Raw genomic sequence first — 23,563 nt, forward strand, 5'->3', positions numbered from 1 at the left:
GGTGACATGGGCATCCACCGACTCAACCACGCCGTCCTCTACGTCAGTGATCTGGAACGCAGCGTCGCCTTCTACGGCGACGTGCTGGGCTTCCGCCGGGTGCCGATGACGCCCGAGGGCTTCCGCGGCGCCGCGTTCCTCCAGGCGCCCGACTCCACGAACGACCACGACCTCGGCCTGTTCGAGATCGGCGCGGCGGCCGGGGCGTCCCAGGCCGGCCGGGCCACCGTCGGCCTCTACCACCTGGCCTGGGAGCTGGACACGCTCGACGAGCTGGCCGCCACCGCCGAACGGCTCTCCACCGCCGGAGCGCTGGTCGGCGCGTCCGACCACGGCACCACCAAGAGCCTCTACGGCCGCGACCCGGACGGGCTGGAGTTCGAGATCGTCTGGATCGTCCCGGCCGACCTGCTCGACGACGCCGCGCTCGCCGCGCGTACCCGCATCGGACGGCTCGACCTCGACCGCGAGCGGCAGCGCTACGGCGGGCAGACCCGCGGCGGCGTGGGCATCTCCGTCCCGGTCTGAGCGGGGTTCGCGGCCGGGCCCGCCGCGCCGTGCGGTAGAAACGGCACCATGCCGACCGACGCCGTCCTGCGCGAGCTGCTCGTCCGCCAGCTCGACCACTGGCTCCCCGCCGCGCTGCACCGGGCGCGGCGGGCCACGCTCGCGCTCGCGTACGCCGGGGGAGACGCCACCGGCGCGGAGGATGCGCTGCGGGTGGTGGCCGAGTTCGCCGACCGGCTGCGCGGGCGGCGGCTGACCGTGCTGGTGGTCGCCGACGACGGCACCGACCTGCCGGTACGCCTCGGCGCCGCCGAGGCCACCCTGCCCGCCGACGTCGCCGTGCACCTGGTGCCCGGCGGCCCGGACCGGCTGCCGGTGGCGCTCAAGGCCGCAGGTGCGGCCGGCGCGCCGCTGCTCGTCGTGGCCGACGGCGCCGACCCGGACCCGGCCCTGCTCGCCGCCGCCGCGTCCGGGCGCCCGGCCGAGCTGCTGCTCGTCACCACGCCCGGACGGTCGCTGCGGCCGGCGCTCACCGGTGCCGGGTTCCCGCTCGTCACCGAGGTCGAGCTGGTGCCCGACGGGGACGGCCCGGCGCGGCTGCTCGGCTACGCCACCGGCTCCGACAGGGGGCTGGAGGCGGTCAAGGACGCGCTCTGGGCGGTCGACGAGTACGCCGGCGTGCGCTACCGCGACCCGGCCGATCCGCAGGGCCGCCTGCTCGACATCTCGCTCGATCCCGAGCCCGGCCCGCTGCGCCGGGAACTGCTGGCCGAACTGGCCCGCTCCGGCCCGCAGACGGTCACCGATCTGCGCCGCTTCGCCACCACAGCGACCGTCTACCGGGCCGCCGACGCCAACCGGGCGCTGGCCTCGCTGCTCGCCTCGGGCGCGGTGACCCGCGACCCGGAGCACGGCCGGCTCGGCGGGGACGTGTCGATCAGCGTCGTCCCGAGCGCTGGGTCATCTGCTTGACCACTATCGACGCCCCGGTGGCGACCACGCCGATGCTGAACACCATCTGCGCGCACACCGCCACCCGGGCGATCTGACCCTGGGCGTGCACGTCGCCGTAGCCGACAGTGGTGAGCGTCGCGAGCGCGAAGTAGAGCGCGTCGACCCGGGTGCGCAGGCCGACGAACTCGCCGGGCCGGGTGTTCGCCACCACGTAGTCGCCGAGCGCGAAGACCAGCAGCCCGGCGATCAGCGCGACCGCGAGCCGGGTCAGCGCCCGGTCCTCGTCCCGGCCGGTCGGCTGGTCCTTGACGAGCTGGCGGCGGACCTGGCCGGTGACCAGGAACGCGATCACTGCCACCAGGACCAGCGTGCCGGCCGAGCGCAGGACCAGCCGCAGGCCGTTCGGGTCGGCCTCGACCGGCACCAGGAAGTAGCCGACGAGCATGAGCAGGCAGGCCGCCACGGCCCGCCGTCGTATCCGCCGCAGCAACAGGTCCGCCATGTGGCGATTCTCCGGCCACCGCAACGCCGTGACGGGCTGAACCGCGATCCCGGCCGCAGACGACGAGCGGGGTGCCGGCGAATCGCCGGCACCCCGCTCGTCGCCTGGAAGGTCAGGCCTTGTCCTGCTTCCACGACAGCGGCCCCGGAAGGTCCACGCGGTGGGCGCGGGTGTTCGAGTTCCAGGACCAGCGGCCGATCTTGATGCTCCACGACGAGAAGCCGTTCTGGGTGAAGTGGAGGATCAGCGGCCCGTACTTCTTACGCTTGCGGAACTGGACGCCCATCGGGGGTGCCTCCTTCGTCTCCCTGCCTCTGCAGTCGTCTGCATGCCTTCGCGGCATCGAACATGCCCGGATCGACGATTCGCGAAACCCTGCCCGATCCGCTCTGGACGGTGGGACCGGCGCCCGGCAGAATCTCTATCCAACGGGTAGGTGTTAAGGAGTAGTAAATGCTGGTGGATACGCGCTGTAACAAAGCCAGCGATGAAAGTCTCACTGACTGGAAGGGCGTTGACCGGCGCCGTGAGTGGTCGGCAGCATGAGTGCCGGGTCGCCCCGCATCGCCTCCCTCATCCGGGGGTACCGAGAGAGAACACAGCGCCGCCGCTGCTACCCCTGGACTGGAGGCTCTCGTGGACCACGTGCATGCACCGTCACGTCGTGAGCTGGTGGCGTCGTGACCACCGTGGACCGGCCCGGTGCCACCACCGTCGAGCTGCGCCCGGTCGACGTCGACTCGTTCCGCGGCCTGCTGCGCCGCCAGGCGTCCACCGTCACCGTGGTCACCACCCCCGGCCTGCGCGGCAACCGGATGCGGCCGGACCTGCCGCCGGCCGGTTTCACCGCCACCTCGTTCACGTCGGTGTCGCTCGACCCGCCGCTGGTCTCGGTCTGCCTGGGCCACGCGTCGTCGAGCTGGCCCACAGTCGAGCAGGCCGAGCACGTCGCCGTGCACCTGCTCGCCTCCGGCCAGCAGGAGATCGCCCAGATCTTCGCCACCAGCGGCATCGACAGGTTCAGCGCCCACCCGGGCTGGACCACCGGGCCGTTCGGCGTGCCACTGATCGGCGACGCGCTCGCCGTGCTGCTGTGCCGGGTGGTCCGCCGAATCGAGGCGGGCGACCACACCATCCTGCTCGGCGAACCGCTCGCGCTCGGCGCGGGCGAGGACGGCGATCCGCTGCTGCACCACCGGGGCACCTACACCACCACGCTCGGCGACTGGCCCGAGGCGTGGTGACCACCGCCGCCGAGGAGCTGATCGCGCTCGACCGGGCCGCCCAGGACCTGCTGTTCCGGGCGGCCCGCACCGCAAACGCGTTCACCGACGAGCCGGTCGCCGACGAGCACGTCCGCGCCGTCCACGACCTGATCCGGTACGGCCCGACCGCGATGAACGCCCAGCCGCTGCGGGTGCTGCTGCTGCGCTCCGCGGCGGCCCGGGCGCGGCTGCTGCCGTACGTCAGCGCCGGCAACCGGGACAAGACGGCCTCCGCGCCGCTGACCGCTGTGCTCGCCGCCGACGTGGACTGGCACGACCGGCTGCCCGAGCTGTTCCCGCACCGCCCCGGCGCCCGCGACTGGTTCACCGGCGACCCGGTCGGCCGGGAGGCGCAGGCCCGGTTCAACGCCGCGCTCCAGATCGGCTACCTGCTGGTCGGTGTCCGCGCCGCCGGGCTGGCCGCCGGACCGATGGCCGGGTTCGACGCCGCAGGCGTGGAACGGGAGTTCTTCCCCGGCGGGCGGCACCGGGTGCTGCTGCTGATGAACATCGGCCGCCCGGCGCCGGACGCCTGGCGGGAACGGCTGCCGCGCCTGCCCTACGAGGAGGTGGTCGACACGCTGTGAGTCAGCGCGGCTCCCACGCGTCCGGCTGGGCGGTCAGCTTGCGTACGTGGGCCGGCAGCCGGCCGCTGACCAGCTCGTCCAGGCTCACCTCGTCGACCACGCGGCGCACCGAGGCGCGGACCGCCACCCAAAGCCGGGGCAGGTTCTCCGCCGCCCCCTCGTACTGCGTCTCCTCGGGGCGCAGCCCGCGTACCCCGGCGAGCGGACCGTCGACGGCGCGCAACACGTGCCCGATGGTGATCTCGCGCGGCGGCCGGGCCAGCGTGTAGCCGCCCTCGGCGCCGCGCTGTGCCCGGACGACCCCGGCCCGGCGCAGGTCGGCCAGGACCGCCTCGAGGAACTTGCGCGGCATGTCCTGCTCCGCCGCGATGGCTTGGGTGGACAGCAGGGTCGGGTACGCGGTGGCCAGGCTCAGGGCTGCCCGGACCGCGTAGTCGCCGCGCGCGGAGATCTGCACAGTGCCATCATGCCTGGCCGCCGGGTACGGGGGAGTCGGCGGGCGGCCGGGGTCGCACCAGACGGACGGGCAACGGGCGTTCCCGCTCGGCCCGGAAGGTCCCCGGGCTCACCCCGACCTCCCGGGTGAAGAAGCGGCCGAAGTTCGTCGGCTCGGGAAAACCCAGCTCCCGGCCGATCGCGGCGATCGACTCGTCGGTGGCGGCGAGCAGCCGGCACGCCTGCAACGCCACCCGCTCGTCGATCACCTGTTTGGCGCTGCGGCCGGTCACCGCCAGGCAGGCCCGGGTCAGGGTACGCACCGAACAGCCGAGCTGGGCGGCGTAGTCCTCCACCCGGCGGGTGTGCCGGTAGCCGCGTTCCACCTCGCGGCACAGCCGCCGGAACGTCTCCGTCTCGGCCCGGGGCGTCGCGCCGTCGCGCGGGTGCGGCAGCAGGCTCAGCCGCAGCAGCAGGACGGCGAGCTGGTGGCGCAGCAGCGCCGCGGCGGCCGGCACCAGCGCGTGGCGCTCGGCGTCCACTGCCAGCTGGCTCACCTCGCTGATCACCGCGTCCTCGTCCTCGCCGGCGAGCTGACGGTGGGCCGGCACCGCGTCCGGGTCGACGTCGAGGCCGCGCAGCGCGTCCGGCCGCCAGCTCACCACAGTCGCGTCGAGCTGCGCGCCGACGAACCGCAGCGCCTGGCCGGGACGGGCGCGCAGCAGCGTGCCCGGACGGCAGGGGACCGGACGGAAGTCCAGCTCGGCGGTGCCGTGCCCGTGGGTGACCAGGATCAGCAGATCACGGTCGAGCAGGACCGGGCGGGGCCAGCCGGGCTCGGCGGCGAGGTCGCCGAGCACACCGGTGACGATCTCGTCGGTGCCGGGGCGGAGCTCCGGCAGGCCGGTGCGGGTGGCCGGGGAGGGCTGACCGGTAGTGACCATCATCCCGACGGTAACCGGAGCGCCCGCACGTTGCATCTCGACGGTTTCACCCGCTCGGGCCGCTCTTGTCGGCACCCGAGCCGGACGGTTAGGTTACCGATCGGTAAGACCCTGGGGCCGGTGTGCGTCGTGCACCCGGCCGACGCGGCCCCGGCCGACCGGCCCGCGGCCGGGCGACGGCGATGGGATGGGCATGACGGATCTGTTCTCGGTCGACGGCAAGACGGTCCTGGTGACCGGCGGCTCACGCGGCATCGGGCTGATGATCGCGCGGGGCTTCGTCCGGGCCGGCGCGAAGGTGATCATCTCCTCGCGCAAGGCCGACGTGTGCGAGTCGGTCGCCAAGGAACTGTCCGCCGAGGGCCACTGCGAGGCGATCCCGGCCGACCTGGGCAGCGACGCGGGCGCGCTGGCGCTCGCCGAGGCCGTGCGGGAGCGCCATGACCGGCTGCACGTGCTCGTCAACAACGCGGGCGCCACCTGGGGCGCGCCACTGGAGGAGTACCCGGAGGGCGCCTTCGACAAGCTCTGGGCGGTCAACGTCAAGGCCGTCTTCCGGCTGACCACCGCGCTGCTGCCGCAACTGCGCGCCGCGGCGGGCGCCGACGACCCGGCCCGCGTGATCAACATCGGGTCGATCGACGGCATCCGGGTGCCGTGGATGGAGGTGTACGCGTACTCCGCCACCAAGGCAGCGGTGCACATGCTCACCCGCGGCCTCGCCCACCAGCTCGCCGGCGAGCAGATCACCGTCAACGCGATCGCGCCCGGACCGTTCGAGAGCAAGATGATGGCGTTCGCGCTGGACGACCCCGAGTCGCGCGCGGCCATCGAACAGCAGGTGCCGCTGGGCCGGATCGGCCGCCCCGAGGACATGGCGGGCACCGCGATCTACCTGGCGTCCCGAGCGGGCGCGTACCTGACCGGAGCGGTCATCCCGGTCGACGGCGGGATCACCACGCGCGGCTGAGGCGTACCCCCGGTTGCAGACGGCCCGGGGCCGCGCGGACTCGGCAGATCCGCGCGGCCCCGGGTGTCGCCGTGTCAGCGACCGGCCAGCAGCCGGTTCACCGCGGTGTCGACGTCCAGGTGCTCGGCCTCGCGGCCGCGCGGGACGACGACGTAGGTCCGGCGCAGGAAGCGCACCAGCACGCTGCGCGGAACCTCGAACAGGGCGTTGCCGTCCGGCGACGACAGCGCCAGCGCGACGAAGTCGCCGCGCGGGGTGGCCCACGGCCAGACCCGCACATCACCGATGCCGGCCGGTTCGTCGAGCCCGGTGACCAGCAGTTCGCGTGCGAACGACCAGCTCACCGCCTCGCCGCCGGCGGACTCGGCGTGGAACAGGACATGGACCGCATACGGGTCAGCAGGGTCGTAACGCAGGCTGGCACGCACCGGCAAGGCGGTGGCGTCAGGCGCGACGAGCCTTAGCGACGTCTCGACCTCTACGGTCGTCGGTCGGATGACACTCATGGACGTTCTCCCCCCGGCACCGCTGCGGAACGCGCGTGTCCCGCTTTTCCCATACTCAGGTGCTGCTCCTGGCTACGCTCCGCCATACGCTGACTTCACCCAGTGGTGGGAAGGGGTTCCGAAAGCCCCCGGGACCGCGTGGCCCCGCGTAGAATTTCCGGTTCCGCCCACTCCGTCGTTCCGCCCGGCAACGGGTGGTTCAGTCGTCGACTTACTCCGGTAACGTCCAGTCGTGAGCAGGGGTGACGGTCCCGCGCCACACTGGGGGTGGAAATGGTCACGAGGGGCTCCTCGGTGACGTCGCGGGCCACGGCCGAATCGCCGAAAGGTGCGGCCCGAGCAGCCAAAAGTCGGGGGTACGAGGTGCCGGTGGAAGGGCGGTCGCAAGGCGCTCTCATGGAGCAGCGCCGGCGGCGACGGGGCTGGCGCGGGCGCCTGCACACCACGCTCGACCTGATCCGCGCCAACCCCACCGGCCGCGTCGCCCTGAAGATCTTCATCGGCATCCTCGGCGCCATCGTCGTCACAGTCGGCATCGCGCTGATCCCGCTACCAGGGCCCGGCTGGCTGCTGGTCATCGCCGGCCTCGGCGTCTGGGCGGTCGAGTTCCACTGGGCGCGACGGCTGCTCGCGTTCACCCGCCGGCACGTCAACTCCTGGACGCGCTGGGTGAAGATGCGGTCGCTGGGTGTGCGGTTCGTGCTCGGCGCGGTCGGGCTCGCGTTCGTGTCCGTGGTGGTGTGGCTGTCGCTCAAGTACAGCTTCGGCATCGACGTGGTGGCGGAGGCGCTGCACTACCTCGCGACGCACTGAGGCCCGGTTTTTGGTCCGGGCGGGTGATCGGGTAGAGTCATGCGCGCTGAGGGCGATTAGCTCAGCGGGAGAGCGCTTCGTTCACACCGAAGAGGTCACTGGTTCGATCCCAGTATCGCCCACCATGAATATGCGCATGTGGAAGCCCGTTACCGGAACCACCGGTAACGGGCTTCTCGGCTGTTGCCCCTTAAATTGGGAGCAGATTGGGAGCAGGGAGCTCCCTGCGTACCGACGCCAAGCCGGAATGGCAACCGGCCGGCTCAGGTCACCCGTTGAAAGTCGAGCACCAAGCACGGCTTGTGCCACGCGGAAACAGCTCACATGCTCAGGACCGACGGGCCGGGGGCCCCGGGACCAGTCCGGTGCGCAGTCGTGCTGGAGCGGCAGCTTCGCCAGGACGTCGATGTGGACACGGTGGCGTATTGAGAAACCACCCTGCGTACCGGTACGCGTCGCGCCGGAACCGCGATCAAGCCGCCGCTGGTTGAGCGGGAGGCCCGGCACGGCGGTGATGATGTTGCCGCCGGATGGTCGGTGCCACGAGCAGGCGGAGTGTTTACCACCGAGTACTTTATCGACGGCGGCGCGCGAGCGGGTCTGCTAGCCTGCCGTCGCTAGTTGTTTCGTCGCTGGATCGTTGTCTCCAGCTCGGTCGCCTGATCTCCGAGGTCCCGACCGAGCCAAGGCTCCACCCGTCACTGATCGGCGGGTGCCCTGAAGGAGCGGTGAGTCGGCGGCGCGCCACACACCCTGGACGGCCACCCGGCCGGGAGGGACAGGTGGGGAGACGGTGCCGCGTCGGGCCGGATCCTCGCCCTTCTGTTGACCATCGTGGTGAGCAGGTCAGAGCCGAGGAGGACTTCCATGGCGCCCGTTTCCGCGCCCACCGTCGAGCCGGACCCCGCAGACGAGTCGGACATCGTTGATCACCAGTTGATCGGCGCGCGGCTGCGCCCGCCCGCGTCGATGGCGGTGATCGCCAAGAGCGTCGCAGCCGGTGTAACCGCCGGGCTGAGCGAGGAGCTCGCCGAAACGCTGGCCCATGCCGCCGCCGACCAGCAGGAACTCCGGCGGGCACTGCGGGCGCCGAAGGTCCAGCGGTTCGGTACGGATGAGTTCACGTACGTCGAGTTCGACGTCCTCGCGTGGCGGATCGTGCCGTCGCCGGACAACATCCGGTTCGAGGGTGAGCACGCCCGCGGCGCGATTAACATGCCCAGATTCGGGGCGATCGAGGGGCAGCCCTTGCTGACCTTCGAGATGGACTCGGCCGAGGACGTGATTGACCAGATGGCGCCGAGGATCGCCGACATGGCCGCGCACAACCCGCACGTCGCCTCCATCCAGGACCGGGGCATCGAGACGCCCGGGTGGCTGAGCTTCTTGCGGCTGACCACCGACCTCGGGTCGGTGACCGTCCTGGAGTCCACGGACGGGTTCGGCCGCACCGTCGCTGCTCACCAAGGGCTTGGGATCACGTTCAAGGACGCGGTCTGGAACCTGCGGCCGGGAAGCCGTCGCGCGCTCACCCTGCACCGCAACCTGGCCGAGTGGGCTGAGAGCGACGACGTCACCGAGGACAAGGCCCGCAAGGTCCGCTGCTCGATCATGCCCAACGCCCGGGTCATCATCGACTTCAACGCCTCACGCGAGTACGACCGGGCCCGTCGGCGGTTCGTGGCGCACCTGCATATGGCGCCGCCGATGAGCTTCACCACCGCGACCACGCTCAACGCCAAGGCCAACGCTGCGGTCGATAAGCTCTACCACCGCGACCAACTGCCGGCCGTTGGGGAGATGACCGCCGAGGAGATCCGCGACATCCTCGACGGCACCGACCGCGACCACGACCTCCTCGACGACGAACTCGCGGTCCTGGCCTGTGGTGCGCTCAACCCTCAGGCGAACACGCGGCAGGCCCGGGCGGTCAACGAGGCGATCATCGACCTCACGGGCGCGCGGCCGAAGGTCGACGACCGCACGCAGCTCGCGGCCGAGGTCGCCTTGCGCGGTTTCCCGGCGGACAAGCGGCTCACGGCGCTGCGCTCGGCGCTGGAACGGGCGTGGCGCTGGTCGGCCCTTCGTAGCGTCGCGCTGTCCCGTTCGGAGCCGCTCGACCTCCTGGCCGAAGCAGAGGACGAACTCGACGATGTGGACGGCGTCGGCCCGGCCACCGCAGAGCTCGCCACGCTCGCCAGCTACCACCTGGTCGCGGCGAAGGCCCAGCTGCTGACCCGCTCCGAGTTCGGCGGGCGCGGGAGCAACGCCGAGCCCCAGCAGATCCTCCGGCAGATGACGAGGTCTGAGGGCGGTCTCCGCCAGCTGTGCCAGGTCGTGCTCGACGGCCGGGCGGGTCGCGACCCGCAGGAGTTGCCCGACGGGACGATGCCCAAGAACAGGCGCTTTCTGCGGGCCGAAAAGCTGACGGCCAGCCGGCTGCGCGAGCTCGCGCAGATCTCCGACGAGCAGAGCGTCACGCACGAGAGTCCCGAGGACCTGTTCGCCGCCGCGATCAGGGAGTTCCGCGACCGCCTCGATGAGCTGCACGCCGCGGCGATCAACCTGAACGAGGTCGTTGACGGCGAGGGCGTCGCTCTGGTCGACACCAAGGGCTACGACGATCCCGAGATGAAGCGCATGTTCGCCGCAGTCTCCGATCTCGTCTCGGAATGGCGGGCCGCACGTCGCCGAGCCGACCGGATGCGTGCCGATCTGGACGACAGCGGGGGCGAAGAGTGACCCGCCGAAGGCGGGCGCTGAGCCCGGAGGCGTATGACACCGCCTGCGACCTTGCCGGCGCGAGCCTCCTACGACGAATCCCGGCGGCTGCGACGCTGCTACAGATCGTCGAGGAGAAGCTGTGGTCGGAGTTCGCGACGGCCGTCTACATCGCGGCCGACTCGAACAACGCCGTTCGCTACGTCGGGAGCGCGGTCCGGTCGGGGCTGGCCAACGTGGACGACCGTATCCAGGAGCATGTACGAGCCGGTCTGGCCACACGCTGGACCCGCCTGATGGTGGTGCCGCTGATCCCGGACACCGAGGTGACTATCGTGCGTCGGGTCGAAGGACGCATCGGCGCGGTGCTGCAGCCGTTGGACACGATGCGGCTGCCGACCATCAGGGCCAGAAGGCCTGCGGGCTTCAGCACGGGTCGGTAACGGAACGTGCGGGTGGTTGGCTTCGTCCTTGACCGGTGCGGCCGACCACCCGCCAAGCCGGAACGCCTCGGCGGATCGGACGGCTGGTCGAGCCAATGGTCCGGTGAACCTTCATCCGGTTGGCGCCTGTTCGTACGTATGGGCGAGTGTCGCCCCTCTTCTTCAGCTCACTCAGCGTTAGGGTGTCGAGCCGGACGCTCAGACGGCGGCGAATGATCGGAGCGAGTGCTTTGACGTCAGCAACGGCACCAACGGAAAGCAGCCAGGCAGCATCGCCGGTGAGCGCGAAGCACGGACCCGCACGGTTCTGAGCTGTCGACCTCCACGTCCACACCCCAGCCTCGCGCGACGTCGACGTGCACACCTACGGCGCCACCGAGCCCCGGCAGATCGTCGACGCGGCGATCGCCGCCAGACTCCACGCGATCGCCGTCACCGACCACAACACCGCCGGCTGGTGCGACCGGATGGCCGAGGCCGCTCGCGACACGACCCTCGTGGTGCTGCCCGGTCTGGAACTCAGCACGGCCCGAAGGGCATCTCCTCGCCATCCGGGAGGAGGGCACCCCTGCACAGCATCTCGAGGACGTGCTCGTCGAACTCGGCGTTGTCCGCTCCGACCACGGTGACCTGCACAAGGCCCTGGACAAGGGCTTCGCCGACACCGCAAAGATCATTGCCGGCCGGGGCGGCCTGTCGATCCCGGCGCACGCCGACCGGGAGAAGGGCCTGCTCCGCCTCGCCGTCGCCGACCGGATCAACCAGACGCTGCTCGACGACGCCATCAGCGCGGTCGAGATCGTCGAGGTCACCGAGGCTGAGCGGATTAAGGCCCGGCTCGACGGCCGGCGCGAGCTCGCGCTCGTCCGCAGCTCCGACACCACCGCACCCGGCGTGAGCTGGCATGTCCTGCGCGGCATCGGTCATCGCCGCACCTGGATCAAGGCGTCGCGGCCCGACCTGCGCGGCCTCCGGCACGCACTGGCGGATCCGGAGTTGCGTGTCGGCCTGGACGAGCCCGGAGCGCCGGAGCACACGGTGATCGAGTCGGTGACCGTGACCGGCGGGTTCCTCGACGGACAGCGGTTCCAGTTCTCGTGCGACCTCAACTGCCTGCTCGGCGGGACCGGCGCCGGCAAGTCGCTGCTGATCGAGCTGGTCCGGTTCGCCCTCGACCAGCAGACCGACGCCGGCGACTTCCCCCCAGGTTCGCAAGGAGGTCAACTCCCGGCTCAAGTACGCCCTCACCTCCGGCTCGACTGTCGAGGTCGTCCTTACCCGTGGCCATGCGCGGTGCCTCGTGCGCCGGGCGTACTTCGAGGACGGCTCCACCCAGCTGGAGTTCATCGGCGACACCGAGCAGCTGACCGGCCTCGCCGGCCGGATCGCGATCACCGGGTTCTCGCAGAGCGAGGTGATCGAGTACGCCCGAACGCCGGTCGGCCGGACGGCGCTCATCGACGCCGCGCTCGATCTGACCGAGTTCGAAATCCGCGAAACGGACGCAATCGGCCGGCTCAACGACAACGGCCAACTTAACGAACCTGCAGGTCGCCATCGACGCCCACACCCGCCTCGTCGTCGCTCTCGGCGATCCGCAACCCGGCAACCGCAACGACACCATCGTCTACCGGAGCAGCGGCATCGACCAGAAGCTGACCGGACGGCCGGTCATGGCCGACGGCGCCTACCGCGGCAACCCCGACGTGATGAGAACGGCTCAGCGGGTGTCGACTGTGGATCTACTGATAGGGTCGTAAGCCTCTCGGCGGCATCTCCCGCCCGCCGGTGATCTACAGGGAGTGGGCATGAGTCTGCCGACACCGCAGGGCCGTCAGCACGACGTGGTCTACATGGCTGGGCGAGGGCACCACGTCATCCTCGGCACTGCCGGCACGGGCAAGACCGTAATGGCCGTGCACCGTGCGGCGCATCTGGCCGACCCGCGGACCCAGAACAGCGGCTCCACGCTGTTGCTGACTTACACCAACTCGCTAGTTGCCTACTTGCGGCACTTCGCCGCCGGCCTGCCCGGGGTCACGGTCGAGACGTACGGCCGGTTCGGCCGCGGATATCTGGCCGCTCGTGGCCGGATGGGCAACCACCAGATTGCGACCCCAGGCCAACGGCGTTACTACGTCGAGCAGGCGGTCAAGGCCACGGCCACCGCCTACCGCCCGAGCCCGTTCTTTGACCGGCCGACTGACTTCTTCCTCGACGAGCTAGAGTGGATCGACGGTAACGGCCTTGCTACGCCCACGGACTACCTCGCGGTGCGGCGCGTCGGCCGGATGGAACCACTGCAACCGTCGCAGCGACAGGCGGTTTGGGCGATCCGCACGAGCTATCTCGCCACACGCACGGGGGCCGGGCTGCCCTACGACTGGGCCGGTGTGCCGTCCGCAGTGCGCGCGGCGCTCGCCGATGACGTGCAGCCGCGCCGGTACAAGCACATCGTGGTCGACGAGGCGCAGGACTTATCGCCGGAGGCGATCCGCTCCCTCGCCGCAGCTATCCCGGCCGACGGCAGCCTGACCTTGTTCGCTGATTACGCCCAGCAGATCTATGGGCAGCGGGTGTCCTGGCGGTCCTGCGGTCTGACGGTGGCCAAGACCGAGGAGTTCCTCGACAACTACCGCAACAGCCCGGAGATCGCCCGGCTGGCCATCGGCATGAGCGAGATGCCGCATTTCCAGGACTCCGCCGACCTGGTCGAGCCGCGGGCACCGCAGCGAGCGGCCGGCGCGAAACCGACGCTGGTCCGGTATTCGTCGGTTGAGGTCGAGGCGCTCGCGGTCGCGGCGAACGCGGCCAGCTTCGGCAAAGTCTCCCGGGTCGGCATCCTCACCCGCACCCGCGCCGAAGCCCGCAGAGCCTCACGGGGCATCCCCGGAGTCCGCGCGCTGCACGACGGCCTTGACCAGTGGGAGATTACGGCAGGGGTATACGCCGGCACCTATCACTCCGCGAAGGGCCTGGAGTTCGACGTGGTATTCCTACCGTTCTGCGGCACCGACCGATGTCCCGACCCCGAGACGGTAGCCGCGTTCGGCTACGATGAGGCCGCCGCCCGGGAGAGCAGACTGCTCTACGTCGGCGTCACCCGCGCCCGCGACGAACTCATCATCACTCACACCGGTGAGCTGACCCCATTACTCCCGTCAGCCGGCTCGGGCCTCTACCAGGTGACGGTGGCCCCATGACTGGGCCGCTCGACCTCGCGGTCGCCGCCGAGCTGACGGAGATGAAGCTTGCCCGGCTGGCTCACTTCACCCCAGCCAGAAATCTGCCCCACATCATCCGCGACGGCCTCCTGCGCAGTGTCGCTGACCTCGCCCAGGACGTGCGGGCCTGCTACAGCACCACCGACCTAGCTCGGTTGGACGGCCGACCTGACCGAGTTTGCTGCAGTTTCCAATACCCGAACGGGTTTTACTTCACCATTGCCAAAGGCAAGACGACGTCGGTGAACTACCCTGACTGGGTTTGCCTACTCCTGGACAAGATGGTCGCCGCAGCCTCGGGCACCCTGTTCTGCCCGCGCAACGCCGCCGCGTCGGCCGGCATCGCCCGGGCTGGCGTTGAAGGTCTGCGCGCCTGCTATGCGGAGATGGTGGTCGGGCAGCAGGTGTACACCCGCGGCCCGAACCACGACCCCGGCAGCCCGACCGACGTACAAGCCGAAGTCCTGGTCGTTGCGCCGGTGCCAATGTCGGCGATCCGTGCGATCGTGTTCCCCAGCAAGGCAGCAGCAGAAGAGGAATTCGGACGTTTGGACCGCTTTGGTTTAGCCTCGCCCGACCACGTGAACTACGTGATCTCACCCGGCATGTTCGACAAGTGGTCGATCACCAAAGCTGTCCGGAACAGCCAATACTTCAGCGAGACCCCGTGGTCTCCCAAGGCGGCATGATGACTGGAAACACCCGCCTGAACGCGCAGGTCGCGACAGGCATGTTCCTGGGCGCTGCGGCCGGCGACGCACTCGGCTGGCCCCAGGAAGCCCGCAGCGGACTGATCGGCGGCCAAAAGGAACGCGACCGCGCCAAGCCGCAGATGACCTTCCGCAGCTGGATCCGCCACGCCGGCCACTACTCCAGCCGCTACCACGACCCGGTCCGGCCGGGTGAATACAGCGACGACACCCAGCTGCTACTCGCCACCGCCCGCGCCTGCCTGGCCGGCGACCGCTGGTGGCAGCGGCTCACCGAAGCCGAACTTCCGACGTGGCTGCTCTACCAGCGCGGCGGCGGCGGAGCAGTGCTGCGCGCGGCCGCCGCATGGGCTTCCGGCCGCCCACCCTGGGACCCCGGAAAGTCGGCCCGCGCCCAAGACGCACGGGAGAGATACCGCAACGCGGGCGCCAACGGCATCGCCATGCGTATCGCCCCCCACGTGTTGTGGGCCGATACTCCTCGTGCCCTTACTCAACGTGTCGTGCGTGACGGCATCACCACTCACGGGCACCCACGAGCCCTGGTCGGCGCGTTAATCTACGCCTTCGCCCTACGACACGCCGCTCAGGCACAAGCCACCCACGGATTCGGTGACAGCATCGCCGCCGCCGCCAGCGGCCTAATCGACGCCGACCAGATCCTCTCGGAACTGCCCGCCGGCTGGGCCACCAGCAGCGAACTCGATCACTTCGCCGATGCCTGGCGCGACACCAACAAAGAAACTGAGCAACTGTTGGAGATCATCGCGGACTCGCTGCAGCACGGCGCAATGAGCAACCCCGAGACCACCCTCGAACGAATCGGCTGCACCGACCCCAAGGTCAACGGTTCCGGGACGGTCACCGCGACAGCCTCGATCTACCTGGCCAGTCGATTCGCTGCGCGCCCTCAAGGCGGGCTGCTAACCGCGGCGTTCCTGCGCAAAGCCGACACCGACACGCTGGCATCTATGACCGCCGCGATACTCGGGGCCCTGCACGGCACTGACTGGCTCGGCGATCTCGCACTCACCGTCCAGGATGCCGCTTACCTAGCCAAGACTGCCGAGCAAAGCCACGCGCGGACGGTGGACCCCGGTCACTGGCCGGACTCTTCCCCGCGAAGCCTACGCGAAGAGCTGAAGCTAACGTTGTTCACTGCGTTCACCAGCAAGGGTGCTTCAAAACTGCACGAGTTTCCTGACGGGCGCCGTTTCCGCATCGCGGGCCTTGAGGCCCTCGACGACCGTCTTCTTCGCGCACGACTGCAGCTCAGCGATGGTCAGACCGTCCTCGTTGACGCGCCGATACCCCATTCCCTACCCCCACTTACCCGCGCCGACCAACAACCCGCCAGACGCCATGACGATCCGGTCGTACCCACGGCAGTCAACCCCGGTAGTGCCATCGAATCAGCGAGCGAAGACGCAAGACCGGAAGCAGCTGTCATCCTCGTCGCTCGAAGCCTCACGCGGTCAGCAGCGTTCTACGCTCAGCTCACCGGCCGCGACATTCCCGTACGCTCCGGCACAGCCCATATCAGCCCAGGGCTTCTACTCCAGCAACAAGCCGTCGATACTCCGATCGATACCGCATCGGTCAGCGTGCATATCACGGTCGGCCTACTTGCCGATGTGGCACGACGGCTCGGACTAGATGCCAAACCCAGTGCGAGAGGCGCTCAGGACGTCCTCGAAGTCAAGGACCCGGATGGACGCATCGTGCGGGTCACCCAGCATCACAACCGTACTCAAAGGGACGTGAAGTCAGAACGTTGAGAATCTCGGCCAAACAGTGATGTCGTGACAGCGGGGCCTAGGCAGTGTTCTGTGAACCAAATGTGAGGCGGCACCACCGGCCTGACCGCACTCCAACTCGGCCCTATGTGGTGTGGACGTCCACGCCGGGTTCCACGACGAGGCGTTGGACCGCACGCGTGCCCACCTGTCCGACAGCTCGTCGGACGTCGGGTCGTGACCGCAGCGGGTAGTTCAGTCATGTGGTTGGCACGCGGGGCTCGACATGTCAGACTGCGAAACCAAGATCGGCGAGCTCTCGGAGGCGGCGTTGACAGACAAGTGGGCGGCTGATTTTCGCCTCAGCATCACCCGCGCACTCGCCGACCAACTGGAAACCACCCTGCGGCCGCTCAAGCCCACCCCCCTGACAGCGGCTAACCTCTCCGCGGTCCTAGGTCGTCCCGGCGTGTACGCGCTGTTCTTCAACGAACGGCGCGTCTACGTCGGGAAGGCCGCCAGATCGCTGCAGGACCGGCTCACCCAACATCTCCGCAAGCTGTCCGGTCGCACTGGGCTCGACTCCGCAGCCGTTCGATTCGTGTGCGTCTACGTCGATGAGGACCTCGACGCGGCGGCGCCGGAAAAGCTGCTCATCAAGAAGTATCGGGAACATGACAGCATCCCGTGGAACACCAACGGTTTCGGTAATAAGGACCCGGGCCGCAATCGCGACACGAGCGTGGTCAAGGCGGCACATTTCGATGCCACCTATCCCATTGATCTTGACTACCCGTGCCGTCAGGAGCCGGGGATGCAGTCGGTGGCGGCCGTCTTGGAGGCCGCGAAGGGCCAGTTGCCCTATCTGCTGCGGTTCGACAGCGGCGCGGCGGCCAAGAAGACTTACCGTGACGCCTTGATGGTTGTGCCCGCTCAGCCTTTGGCCGCGAGAGACCTAGCCCATCAGTTGGTCGCCGCTCTACCCGCTGGGTGGCAGCTGACGGCCTTGCCTGGCTACCTCATCTTGTATCAAGAGCGTCGACGGTATGACAGTGCCCTTGGCTGGTGGCGACGGGAGTCGGGCGGTGACGTGAAGTACACCCCGGGTCCCCGCCAGTTCGCAGCAGGTGCGGTGGACGCGGAGACTGCGGATGTGAGTGCTGGCGACGCCACTTCGCTCTTCGGACTTGACGCGTGACTTTGACTTACTGAGAGGCGCGGATCGCGAGTGCCCACCTTCGTCGATTACGTCGAGATCAGTCCCGCCGCCGCGCGAGAGCAGTGGCAGGCCATTCTTACGCGCACACCGGTCACAGCCGGCCGGCAAGTGGCCTTCCTTCCTGTCGAGACGTTGACGTGCCTCGCCGCGAGCCTGCTGGTCAACCACCGCAAGTACGGCGGCTCGACCGCGCATAGGGCCGAGGAGCCGGTCCCCGCACTCGGGCGTCTGTTTCAACGCCCGAACAGCAGCGTCCTGGCGAAGATGGCGAACCTTGATGGCAGTAGACGCAACGGCGCCAAGTACGAGATCGAGGTAGCCGCTCATCTCCTCGCGGTTCCGGGGCGCCTGAGCGCTGTCTACCGGGTCATACTCGCCGCAGCGCGCGACGTCGGTATCGGCTCAGAGAACCTGCCGGACTTTCTTGGCCTCACCAACGACGACACTGACCTTCGGCTTATCGGTCAGGACGAACTCGAGGCAGCGGAAGTCGAGGAGGCCGTACAGGCGACCTCGACTGCCTGGCTTGAGTCGCGCGCCGATCTCGACGAACAGACGACAGAACGCCTCCTCGTCGCCGCTGCCCGCATCGGTCAGCACCGATTCGCCAAGGAGGTGCTGCGCAACCATGATCACCGCTGCGTCTTCTGCGGCCTGTCGGTGAAGGTAGCGGGCGATAGGGCTTCCCGGATGCTGGTTGCCAGTCACATCAAGCCATGGCGGACGAGCACCCCGGCCGAGCGCCTAGACGCGCGCAACGGCCTTACTGCCTGCCCTACGCATGACGTCGCCTTCGACACTGGCCTCATGACGGTCAACGGCGGCCTACGTATCCATCTCAAGCCCTCACTCGCGGACGCCGTACGCACAGACACGGCGACCCGCGCCGCTTTCGGTCGACCGCCGTTGGCTGACCGTCTCCTCCTGCCTGCGGCAGCGCCGCCTCCGCGGGCGAGATACCTAACGTGGCACCACCTGCATATCTTTGGAGACACGCCCTCGACGGCATCCGGTACTCCTTTTCGGTAGGCACCGTCCTGTCCTGGTGGTTCTTCGCATTCCTATCGGCTCGGCATGGGTCGTCCGTTCGAGGCGTCAAGCCGCTGCGGTTAGCTGCCACGTACAGCGGTCAACTACTCGCATCGTGAGAAAGATCAAGACGACAAAGAGGATCGTTCTGGACGAGCCCGCCGGTTGGAAGCCGCCTCCCGGACTGCGGTCGCGACGCGATCGGCGGCCTCGGTGGGACTCTCGTGCTCCCAAATCCTGATCACGGTCCAGCCGGCTTCGGTGAGTAGTCCATTGGTCTCCGCGTCGCGGGCGCGGTTCCCAGCGATCTTGTCGCTCCAGAAGCGGTCGTTGGCGCGAGCGGGACGGTAATGCTCGGGGCAGCCGTGCCAGTAGCAGCCGTCGATGAACACCGCGACGCGAGCTGCGGGAAAGACGACGTCAGCGGTTCGGCGCAGGCCGGCCAGTGGTCTGGCGTTGATCCGGTACCGCAAGCCCATCTTGTGCAGAAGCGAGCGTACTCGTCGCTCCGGGCCTGTGTCCCGAGCCTTGTTCGCGCGCATGACGGTCCGTACGGCCGGGCTCTTCGCCCAGGACGATGAGGCGGTGTCGGGTGGGGTGAGAAGGCCTCGGGCCCAGGCCAACCGCCATCCCTCGGCCAGGTTGTCGGCCCGGGTGTCGTGTTCGACCTCGCCCAGGTACCGAGCGGGCGAGCGACCCCTGTCAGACCATCGCAGATAAGCCCGAATCCGGCGAGTTCGGGGCAGTAGTTTGAGGTCCACGGAGGCACGGGCCCGACGTCCATCACCGAGGTCAACCCATCGCCGATCGGGTCCTCCGGCGGCACGGTCTTGCTCCAGGGATGCCGCTTTTCTGCTGCGGCCACGCCGGCCCCTCCAGGCTCTTGAGTCTGGGGGCTTAACCGCCCAGTGACTCTCTGATCTGGCCGCAGTGGTGGTCACCGTTGGCTCTCGGCCTCGTCGAGCGCCGCAGCGATGGCTTTGGCGAAGAACTCGCCGAGGACGACGGGTACAGCGTTGCCGAGCTGGCGCATCTTCTCGCCGCGCGGACCAGCGAGAAGCCAATTGTCCGGGAAGGTCATGACTCGCGCTGTCTCCCGTACCGTCATGTACCGATGCCGGTAGGGATACGGCTTCTCGCTGGCCGGTTCAGGCCACAGGTCGTCGGTCAACATCACCGACTCGCCGCCAGGGACGCCATGCACCCCTGCCTTGACCGTCTTGGCGGGTCGGTCGAGCTCGTTGGGTGTATGGCCGGCGTAGATGCGCGCATCTGGCCAGCCGATGTGGTCGGTGAACCCACCGAGATTGTGCTCTCGCCGATCGAGCCGATCCCAAGGCACGGGCGGAAGGGAGGGCTGTCCGTCAAGTCCTTGGAGGGCATCCCGCAGGGTCCGCCACGGAAGCCTGCCGTCATCCTCGGGAGGGGTAGTTGGTAGTCGGGACATGACGCGCTCGCGTACGTACTCGGGCACCTGGGGATGCCTCCGCCAGTAGGTGCCGTCGAGCATCGATCGAACCAGCGCAGCCTCCGAGTACCGCGGACGCACCGACCGCTTGAAGCGCTCGATGTCGACTCCCAGGTCCGATCGAAACGCCACGATGATGATCCTGTTGCGGATCTGCGGCACGCCGTAGTCGGCGGCGTTGACGGTGGTGGTGACGACGTCGTACCGCTGCTTGGGGTCTGGCGGGTCCTCGGCCAGACGTTCCTTGAGTACCTCGTCATGGTCGCGCCAGGTCGAGTCGTGGTCACGCTCCTGGAAGGGGAGTCGCAACTCGCGCTCGATGTACTCGAAGTATGGTCGAAAGGACGGGCGCAGCAGGCCGCGCACGTTCTCGCACATGACGGCCTTGGGCTGGATCTTGCGGATGGCGCGAAACATCTCCGGGAACATGTTCCGCTTGTCCTCGTCGCCCCTCGCGACGCCGCCCAGGCTGAACGGCTGGCATGGGGGTCCCCCAGCGAGGAGATCCACCCGATCCCATAGGTAGTCGAACTTGACCCTGCTGACGTCACCCCTGACCAAGGGCCACCTCTCGCCGGGAAGGGGCACCCGTTCGGTCTCGCCACGGTCAACGGCGGCGTTGGCCTCCAGCGTGTCGCACGCGTACTTGACCAGTTCGTTGACCAGAAGAGGACGAAAGCCCGCCCGGTGAACAGCCATCGCCAAGCCGCCGCCGCCTGCGAAGAGTTCCACTGAGGTGCGGTCCCTGATCTGCTTCCCGGGCGGCTCAGACATGGGGGGAGCATACCGCGGAGTTGTCGATCTTGAAAAGGTGAATCGCGCGTGCGTGCCAACCGCCGGGTCTTGGTGTCGGCTGAGTCCGTCCGAGCCGCGGCATCCGCGCGACTCGGGGTGTGGTTGGGTATCGCCATCGTGAGGAGGGCGATGGCAACCTGGCAGTTCGGTCCGTTCGACAACGACGACGCGGTTGAGTGGTGCGATGCCCTAGAGGCCGCCCCCCTCGACCAACGCGCCGAACTCGTACGCGACACCCTTGCGGTCGCGGTGGCCGGGCGGGTCCTCACGGCGGGGGAAGCCGCTCGAGCGGTGGCGGCGGCCGCCACGGCGCTCCAATCGCTCAACGGCGTGCCGTTCTCGAACTCGGCGTACGCTCCACGCTTCCTGTCTGACAAAGGGGCCATGGCAGTCGATTCATCAATTCGAGACCTGGCCGTGCAAGCGCTCGGCGAAGTGCTCGCGAACGGTTCAGCCTGGCGGCTGCGATGGGCTGACGACATCGAGGAAGAAGAGGCTCTGGCTGTCGTCGAAAGCCTTCGGAGTCACCTCGTCTCGGCGGTGACGCCGTAGTCACACATCGTTGGGCATGTTCTCGTCAAAATCTGCCTCAACAGGTATGTCTTTCCCGGCAGCGGTGGTGAAACTAGTGGGTGCCAGCTGTGCAAGGTCACCAATGACGCCGGCCATGATTGACTCGAGGGTCCTGTGGGGCGGCACTCGTCGGAAGTGGACATCGATCTCTTTTCGGATCAGGCTCTCCGGCTTCTGATCCTCGGCGAGCGCGTCCGCCCACTGCCTGCCTGGGTGGAGCGTGTCCCAAGGTGATCGCTTGTTACTGCGGGTCTCGGCATTATCGCCATGCTTGCTCATTCCGGAGCAAATCTTCGTCTCGTTATTCCAAATCGGCTGGAAAAACTGTATGAGCTGCTCCTCGGCCGCGCTCTGATACCCCGTCTGCACGATGAGGAATCGGCACTCGAAATCCTCTAGGCGCAAGGTTGACGTGGCCTTCTGGATGCTCTTGCGATGATCGTTCAAACGGCGATGCAGACGCGTTCCTTGGCTTACCGCGTCCTTCGCCTCGGCGTCTTGCGGGTCCGCCTTGCCGACGTATATCGGCTGCTCCGTGCGGGAAATCGGCGAATACGCGTCAAAGGGGCCGTTGTAGTACAGGGCGTACACCCCGGCTCCATAGAAAGGCCTGAGGGCCGCTAGTGGATGCCTCTGCTGGGCGATCATGGTCAGCGCGACGATACGACCCGTGGTGCTGGGAGCGCTGGGATCGAACAGGCCTCGTGGCCTCAAGATCGGGTCGAGGCGAGCAACGGCCTGGTCCAGCCGCTTCGCCTCAGCGGCGAGGGCCCCACGCAGCGCGTTGCGGGTGGCTGTGTGACGGGGTGGATGGATCGCCTGCAACTCGTCGGCGATGGCCGCAAGTCGCCCGACGAGACTTTGGCGGCGGTCGCGCGCCCGAGGACTCGGCGAAGGCACGCCTTGAGGCTACAGGGCTACCCGGGTGACTTCCTTGCGCAGGTACCCCAGGCCTCGTCGACCAGACTCCACAGTGCTTGGCACGGCTCTGCATTCGAGCAGCATGTCTCCTGATGGTAGGTGCTCACGAGGTATGGACGACCGAATCGCGAGGCAGCTCTGCTGCGCAGGGCTTTGTAAACATAATTGTCATTCTGTGGGCCATCGCCCAGTAGTCGCTCTCGCGACGGCGTTCCGCGGTAGTCATGGAGGGTCTGGCGTCACCGTCGGCGCATGATCGCGTAGACCATCCTGCTGCTCGCGAACTCGGAGATTGTGATCAGTTCCCAGCCGAATCGTTCCAGCACCTCTGCGGCGGCGACGGCCTGCGTGACCTGGTCACCGCCCACGCCGCGATGCGACAGGACGGTGAGAAGCCGGTACGGGTAGACGCGCAGGTCGACACTGCCGCCGAGGACCGCGTCGGCGGTGACCGTTCTCGTGCGGGCGATCTGCTCCGGTGTCTCACGGGCGGCCATACGTGAACCCTAGTCGTCGCTTGCACGGACAGTCGCGTTCGGTGACAGCGGGTATGTTCGGGTCGTGCCTACCTCGGTCCGCCTCCCGGCCGTCGCCGCTGCCGTCCTGCTCGCCGTGGCGGTGGCTGGCTGTGACAACGCCGATGATGGTCCCATCGCGGCGCCTACCCCGCCATCTGCCTCGGCTACCGGCGTCACGGCCAGCCCGACGGCACCTGCCGATCCGGCGTACACCGCGGATGGGCTGGACCTGTGCGCGAGGACGGATGTGAAGGTCGTGGCGGACCTGGCGCCCGAGGTGACGCGCGAAGATCCGCGGCCGCCGCTGGCTCGGCCCGGTGCCGCCTGCCTGTTCGAGATGCAGACCAGGGCTGGCTACCAGGCGAATCTTCGGGTCGAGGCGTCGACGCTTGCAACGGCCGACGAGGCGCGGCAGCTGTATCGCGGGACGCGGCGGGCTACGGGGATGACGCCCGCCGGAGGTGTGCCAGGGGTGGGGGAGGAGGCGGAGGCTTTCACTAAGCGGTCGACCCCGGGGTTCAAGTACGCCGAGTACATGGTGCACGCGCGTACCGGCAACCTGGTGGTGAAGGTGTGGTTCGCCGTCGGCGGCGAGTCTTACGTTGCGAACTCGGTGTTGGCGGAGAAGTCGTTGACGATTCTGCGGGCCACGCAAGCGGCGGTGCCGACGGCCTGAGCGGCCTTGGCTCGTCCCCCCGAGACCACTGCCTTTTGGCGTGAACG

The 23,563-nt window shown here is 68.6% G+C and carries 26 protein-coding genes, 1 tRNA gene and 1 pseudogene; 19 read left to right on the forward strand and 9 right to left on the reverse strand.

Annotated features, from left to right (window positions below; translation table 11 throughout):
* Nucleotides 1-6: 6 nt before the first annotated feature.
* Nucleotides 7-528: a VOC family protein gene (locus IRY44_RS24670; protein ID WP_194802598.1), complete on the forward strand. Its 522-nt coding sequence runs from the start codon at nt 7-9 to the stop codon at nt 526-528.
* A gap of 48 nt (nt 529-576) precedes the next feature.
* Nucleotides 577-1,479 (forward strand): hypothetical protein, encoded by a 903-nt coding sequence (locus IRY44_RS24675; protein ID WP_194802599.1) that lies wholly within the window; start codon nt 577-579, stop codon nt 1,477-1,479.
* On the opposite strand, the gene IRY44_RS24680 is transcribed toward IRY44_RS24675, so the two are convergent.
* Both IRY44_RS24680 and IRY44_RS24685 read right to left on the reverse strand, forming a co-directional pair.
* Nucleotides 1,445-1,963 carry a potassium channel family protein gene (locus tag IRY44_RS24680; RefSeq protein ID WP_194802600.1) on the reverse strand — a complete coding sequence of 173 codons (519 nt, stop codon included), beginning with the start codon at nt 1,961-1,963 and terminating at the stop codon, nt 1,445-1,447. The genes IRY44_RS24675 and IRY44_RS24680 overlap by 35 nt on opposite strands.
* Nucleotides 1,964-2,075: 112 nt before the next feature.
* On the reverse strand, nt 2,076-2,249 hold the full coding sequence (locus IRY44_RS24685) for a DUF4236 domain-containing protein (RefSeq protein ID WP_064498970.1): 174 nt from the start codon (nt 2,247-2,249) through the stop codon (nt 2,076-2,078).
* A 394-nt stretch (nt 2,250-2,643) separates the two neighbouring features.
* Here IRY44_RS24685 and IRY44_RS24690 point away from each other — a divergent pair, with 394 nt between their 5' ends.
* Together IRY44_RS24690 and IRY44_RS24695 are read left to right on the forward strand one after the other, a co-directional pair.
* Entirely contained in the window at nt 2,644-3,207 is a 564-nt protein-coding gene (locus tag IRY44_RS24690; protein WP_194802601.1) for a flavin reductase family protein, read from the forward strand.
* Nucleotides 3,204-3,815, forward strand: a complete 612-nt coding sequence (locus tag IRY44_RS24695) for a malonic semialdehyde reductase (protein WP_194802602.1) — start codon at nt 3,204-3,206, stop codon at nt 3,813-3,815. Before IRY44_RS24690 ends, IRY44_RS24695 begins: the two co-directional genes overlap by 4 nt.
* A 1-nt stretch (nt 3,816) precedes the next feature.
* Here IRY44_RS24695 and IRY44_RS24700 read toward each other — a convergent pair whose 3' ends face one another.
* Together IRY44_RS24700 and IRY44_RS24705 are read right to left on the reverse strand one after the other, a co-directional pair.
* Complete coding sequence (locus IRY44_RS24700; protein ID WP_104114498.1) at nt 3,817-4,272, reverse strand: Rrf2 family transcriptional regulator; 456 nt, start codon at nt 4,270-4,272, stop codon at nt 3,817-3,819.
* A gap of 7 nt (nt 4,273-4,279) precedes the next feature.
* Nucleotides 4,280-5,197 carry a helix-turn-helix transcriptional regulator gene (locus IRY44_RS24705; protein ID WP_194802603.1) on the reverse strand — a complete coding sequence of 306 codons (918 nt, stop codon included), beginning with the start codon at nt 5,195-5,197 and terminating at the stop codon, nt 4,280-4,282.
* Between the two features lie 190 nt (nt 5,198-5,387).
* Between IRY44_RS24705 and IRY44_RS24710 the strand changes: the two genes are divergently transcribed.
* A complete protein-coding gene (locus IRY44_RS24710) occupies nt 5,388-6,164 on the forward strand; it encodes a glucose 1-dehydrogenase (RefSeq protein ID WP_091427952.1) in 777 nt (258 codons plus the stop codon).
* Nucleotides 6,165-6,238: 74 nt separating this feature from the next.
* Here IRY44_RS24710 and IRY44_RS24715 read toward each other — a convergent pair whose 3' ends face one another.
* On the reverse strand, nt 6,239-6,670 hold the full coding sequence (locus tag IRY44_RS24715) for an SsgA family sporulation/cell division regulator (protein WP_007457244.1): 432 nt from the start codon (nt 6,668-6,670) through the stop codon (nt 6,239-6,241).
* 273 nt (nt 6,671-6,943) lie between these two features.
* Between IRY44_RS24715 and IRY44_RS24720 the strand changes: the two genes are divergently transcribed.
* The 12 genes and pseudogenes from IRY44_RS24720 to IRY44_RS24770 all read left to right on the forward strand — a co-directional run bounded on the left by IRY44_RS24720 (nt 6,944) and on the right by IRY44_RS24770 (nt 18,565).
* A complete protein-coding gene (locus IRY44_RS24720; RefSeq protein WP_194802604.1) occupies nt 6,944-7,483 on the forward strand; it encodes a TIGR02611 family protein in 540 nt (179 codons plus the stop codon).
* A 50-nt stretch (nt 7,484-7,533) separates the two neighbouring features.
* Nucleotides 7,534-7,608: transfer RNA gene (locus tag IRY44_RS24725), tRNA-Val, on the forward strand.
* 742 nt (nt 7,609-8,350) lie between these two features.
* Nucleotides 8,351-10,225, forward strand: coding sequence for a hypothetical protein (locus IRY44_RS24730; RefSeq protein ID WP_194802605.1), 1,875 nt, complete (start codon nt 8,351-8,353; stop codon nt 10,223-10,225).
* Nucleotides 10,222-10,647, forward strand: a complete 426-nt coding sequence (locus tag IRY44_RS24735; protein ID WP_194802606.1) for a GIY-YIG nuclease family protein — start codon at nt 10,222-10,224, stop codon at nt 10,645-10,647. The genes IRY44_RS24730 and IRY44_RS24735 overlap by 4 nt, the downstream gene beginning before the upstream one ends.
* Before the next feature lie 356 nt (nt 10,648-11,003).
* Nucleotides 11,004-11,276 (forward strand): PHP domain-containing protein, encoded by a 273-nt coding sequence (locus IRY44_RS30830; RefSeq protein WP_370585005.1) that lies wholly within the window; start codon nt 11,004-11,006, stop codon nt 11,274-11,276.
* A complete protein-coding gene (locus tag IRY44_RS31095) occupies nt 11,236-12,186 on the forward strand; it encodes an ATP-binding protein (protein WP_255533181.1) in 951 nt (316 codons plus the stop codon). The genes IRY44_RS30830 and IRY44_RS31095 overlap by 41 nt, the downstream gene beginning before the upstream one ends.
* Nucleotides 12,186-12,359 (forward strand): annotated as a pseudogene (locus IRY44_RS24745) (IS5/IS1182 family transposase); the annotation flags it as partial. The gene IRY44_RS31095 and the pseudogene IRY44_RS24745, both read left to right, overlap by 1 nt.
* A gap of 96 nt (nt 12,360-12,455) precedes the next feature.
* Nucleotides 12,456-13,850 carry a 3'-5' exonuclease gene (locus IRY44_RS24750; RefSeq protein ID WP_194802607.1) on the forward strand — a complete coding sequence of 465 codons (1,395 nt, stop codon included), beginning with the start codon at nt 12,456-12,458 and terminating at the stop codon, nt 13,848-13,850.
* A complete protein-coding gene (locus tag IRY44_RS24755; protein WP_194802608.1) occupies nt 13,847-14,560 on the forward strand; it encodes a DarT ssDNA thymidine ADP-ribosyltransferase family protein in 714 nt (237 codons plus the stop codon). Before IRY44_RS24750 ends, IRY44_RS24755 begins: the two co-directional genes overlap by 4 nt.
* A complete protein-coding gene (locus IRY44_RS24760) occupies nt 14,560-16,359 on the forward strand; it encodes an ADP-ribosylglycohydrolase family protein (protein WP_194802609.1) in 1,800 nt (599 codons plus the stop codon). Before IRY44_RS24755 ends, IRY44_RS24760 begins: the two co-directional genes overlap by 1 nt.
* A gap of 244 nt (nt 16,360-16,603) precedes the next feature.
* Nucleotides 16,604-17,515 carry a GIY-YIG nuclease family protein gene (locus IRY44_RS24765; protein WP_194802610.1) on the forward strand — a complete coding sequence of 304 codons (912 nt, stop codon included), beginning with the start codon at nt 16,604-16,606 and terminating at the stop codon, nt 17,513-17,515.
* A 30-nt stretch (nt 17,516-17,545) separates the two neighbouring features.
* Nucleotides 17,546-18,565 carry an HNH endonuclease gene (locus tag IRY44_RS24770; protein ID WP_194802611.1) on the forward strand — a complete coding sequence of 340 codons (1,020 nt, stop codon included), beginning with the start codon at nt 17,546-17,548 and terminating at the stop codon, nt 18,563-18,565.
* Nucleotides 18,566-18,690: 125 nt separating this feature from the next.
* On the opposite strand, the gene IRY44_RS30840 is transcribed toward IRY44_RS24770, so the two are convergent.
* Together IRY44_RS30840 and IRY44_RS24780 are read right to left on the reverse strand one after the other, a co-directional pair.
* On the reverse strand, nt 18,691-19,107 hold the full coding sequence (locus tag IRY44_RS30840; protein WP_228532743.1) for a very short patch repair endonuclease: 417 nt from the start codon (nt 19,105-19,107) through the stop codon (nt 18,691-18,693).
* A gap of 395 nt (nt 19,108-19,502) precedes the next feature.
* Nucleotides 19,503-20,807, reverse strand: a complete 1,305-nt coding sequence (locus IRY44_RS24780) for a DNA cytosine methyltransferase (protein WP_194802613.1) — start codon at nt 20,805-20,807, stop codon at nt 19,503-19,505.
* 150 nt (nt 20,808-20,957) lie between these two features.
* Here IRY44_RS24780 and IRY44_RS24785 point away from each other — a divergent pair, with 150 nt between their 5' ends.
* Complete coding sequence (locus IRY44_RS24785; protein WP_194802614.1) at nt 20,958-21,380, forward strand: DUF4259 domain-containing protein; 423 nt, start codon at nt 20,958-20,960, stop codon at nt 21,378-21,380.
* On the opposite strand, the gene IRY44_RS24790 is transcribed toward IRY44_RS24785, so the two are convergent.
* Together IRY44_RS24790 and IRY44_RS24795 are read right to left on the reverse strand one after the other, a co-directional pair.
* Nucleotides 21,381-22,301 (reverse strand): Eco29kI family restriction endonuclease, encoded by a 921-nt coding sequence (locus IRY44_RS24790; RefSeq protein WP_194802615.1) that lies wholly within the window; start codon nt 22,299-22,301, stop codon nt 21,381-21,383. It lies immediately after the preceding gene.
* 260 nt (nt 22,302-22,561) lie between these two features.
* Complete coding sequence (locus tag IRY44_RS24795; RefSeq protein ID WP_194802616.1) at nt 22,562-22,819, reverse strand: transcriptional regulator; 258 nt, start codon at nt 22,817-22,819, stop codon at nt 22,562-22,564.
* A 64-nt stretch (nt 22,820-22,883) separates the two neighbouring features.
* On the opposite strand from IRY44_RS24795, the gene IRY44_RS24800 reads away from it, so the two are divergent.
* The gene (locus IRY44_RS24800; protein WP_370585006.1) at nt 22,884-23,516 is read left to right on the forward strand and encodes a hypothetical protein; all 633 of its coding nucleotides are present in this window, start codon (nt 22,884-22,886) and stop codon (nt 23,514-23,516) included.
* The last annotated feature ends 47 nt before the right edge of the window (nt 23,517-23,563 follow it).

This window comes from Micromonospora sp. ANENR4 (assembly GCF_015354395.1).
Classification (GTDB): Bacteria; Actinomycetota; Actinomycetes; order Mycobacteriales; family Micromonosporaceae; genus Micromonospora; species Micromonospora aurantiaca.

Bases quoted from the DNA above. Each gene is read 5' to 3' on its own strand.
- IRY44_RS24720 (WP_194802604.1), top strand. From the start codon at position 6,944: ATGGTCACGAGGGGCTCCTCGGTGACGTCGCGGGCCACGGCCGAATCG.
- IRY44_RS24785 (WP_194802614.1), top strand. From the start codon at position 20,958: ATGGCAACCTGGCAGTTCGGTCCGTTCGACAACGACGACGCGGTTGAG.
- IRY44_RS24760 (WP_194802609.1), top strand. From the start codon at position 14,560: ATGACTGGAAACACCCGCCTGAACGCGCAGGTCGCGACAGGCATGTTC.
- IRY44_RS24705 (WP_194802603.1), bottom strand. From the start codon at position 5,197: ATGATGGTCACTACCGGTCAGCCCTCCCCGGCCACCCGCACCGGCCTG.
- IRY44_RS24750 (WP_194802607.1), top strand. From the start codon at position 12,456: ATGAGTCTGCCGACACCGCAGGGCCGTCAGCACGACGTGGTCTACATG.
- IRY44_RS24795 (WP_194802616.1), bottom strand. From the start codon at position 22,819: ATGGCCGCCCGTGAGACACCGGAGCAGATCGCCCGCACGAGAACGGTC.
- IRY44_RS24675 (WP_194802599.1), top strand. From the start codon at position 577: ATGCCGACCGACGCCGTCCTGCGCGAGCTGCTCGTCCGCCAGCTCGAC.
- IRY44_RS24680 (WP_194802600.1), bottom strand. From the start codon at position 1,963: ATGGCGGACCTGTTGCTGCGGCGGATACGACGGCGGGCCGTGGCGGCC.
- IRY44_RS24670 (WP_194802598.1), top strand. From the start codon at position 7: ATGGGCATCCACCGACTCAACCACGCCGTCCTCTACGTCAGTGATCTG.
- IRY44_RS30840 (WP_228532743.1), bottom strand. From the start codon at position 19,107: ATGCGCGCGAACAAGGCTCGGGACACAGGCCCGGAGCGACGAGTACGC.
- IRY44_RS24730 (WP_194802605.1), top strand. From the start codon at position 8,351: ATGGCGCCCGTTTCCGCGCCCACCGTCGAGCCGGACCCCGCAGACGAG.
- IRY44_RS24780 (WP_194802613.1), bottom strand. From the start codon at position 20,807: ATGTCTGAGCCGCCCGGGAAGCAGATCAGGGACCGCACCTCAGTGGAA.
- IRY44_RS24715 (WP_007457244.1), bottom strand. From the start codon at position 6,670: ATGAGTGTCATCCGACCGACGACCGTAGAGGTCGAGACGTCGCTAAGG.
- IRY44_RS24765 (WP_194802610.1), top strand. From the start codon at position 16,604: ATGTCAGACTGCGAAACCAAGATCGGCGAGCTCTCGGAGGCGGCGTTG.
- IRY44_RS24755 (WP_194802608.1), top strand. From the start codon at position 13,847: ATGACTGGGCCGCTCGACCTCGCGGTCGCCGCCGAGCTGACGGAGATG.
- IRY44_RS24685 (WP_064498970.1), bottom strand. From the start codon at position 2,249: ATGGGCGTCCAGTTCCGCAAGCGTAAGAAGTACGGGCCGCTGATCCTC.
- IRY44_RS24710 (WP_091427952.1), top strand. From the start codon at position 5,388: ATGACGGATCTGTTCTCGGTCGACGGCAAGACGGTCCTGGTGACCGGC.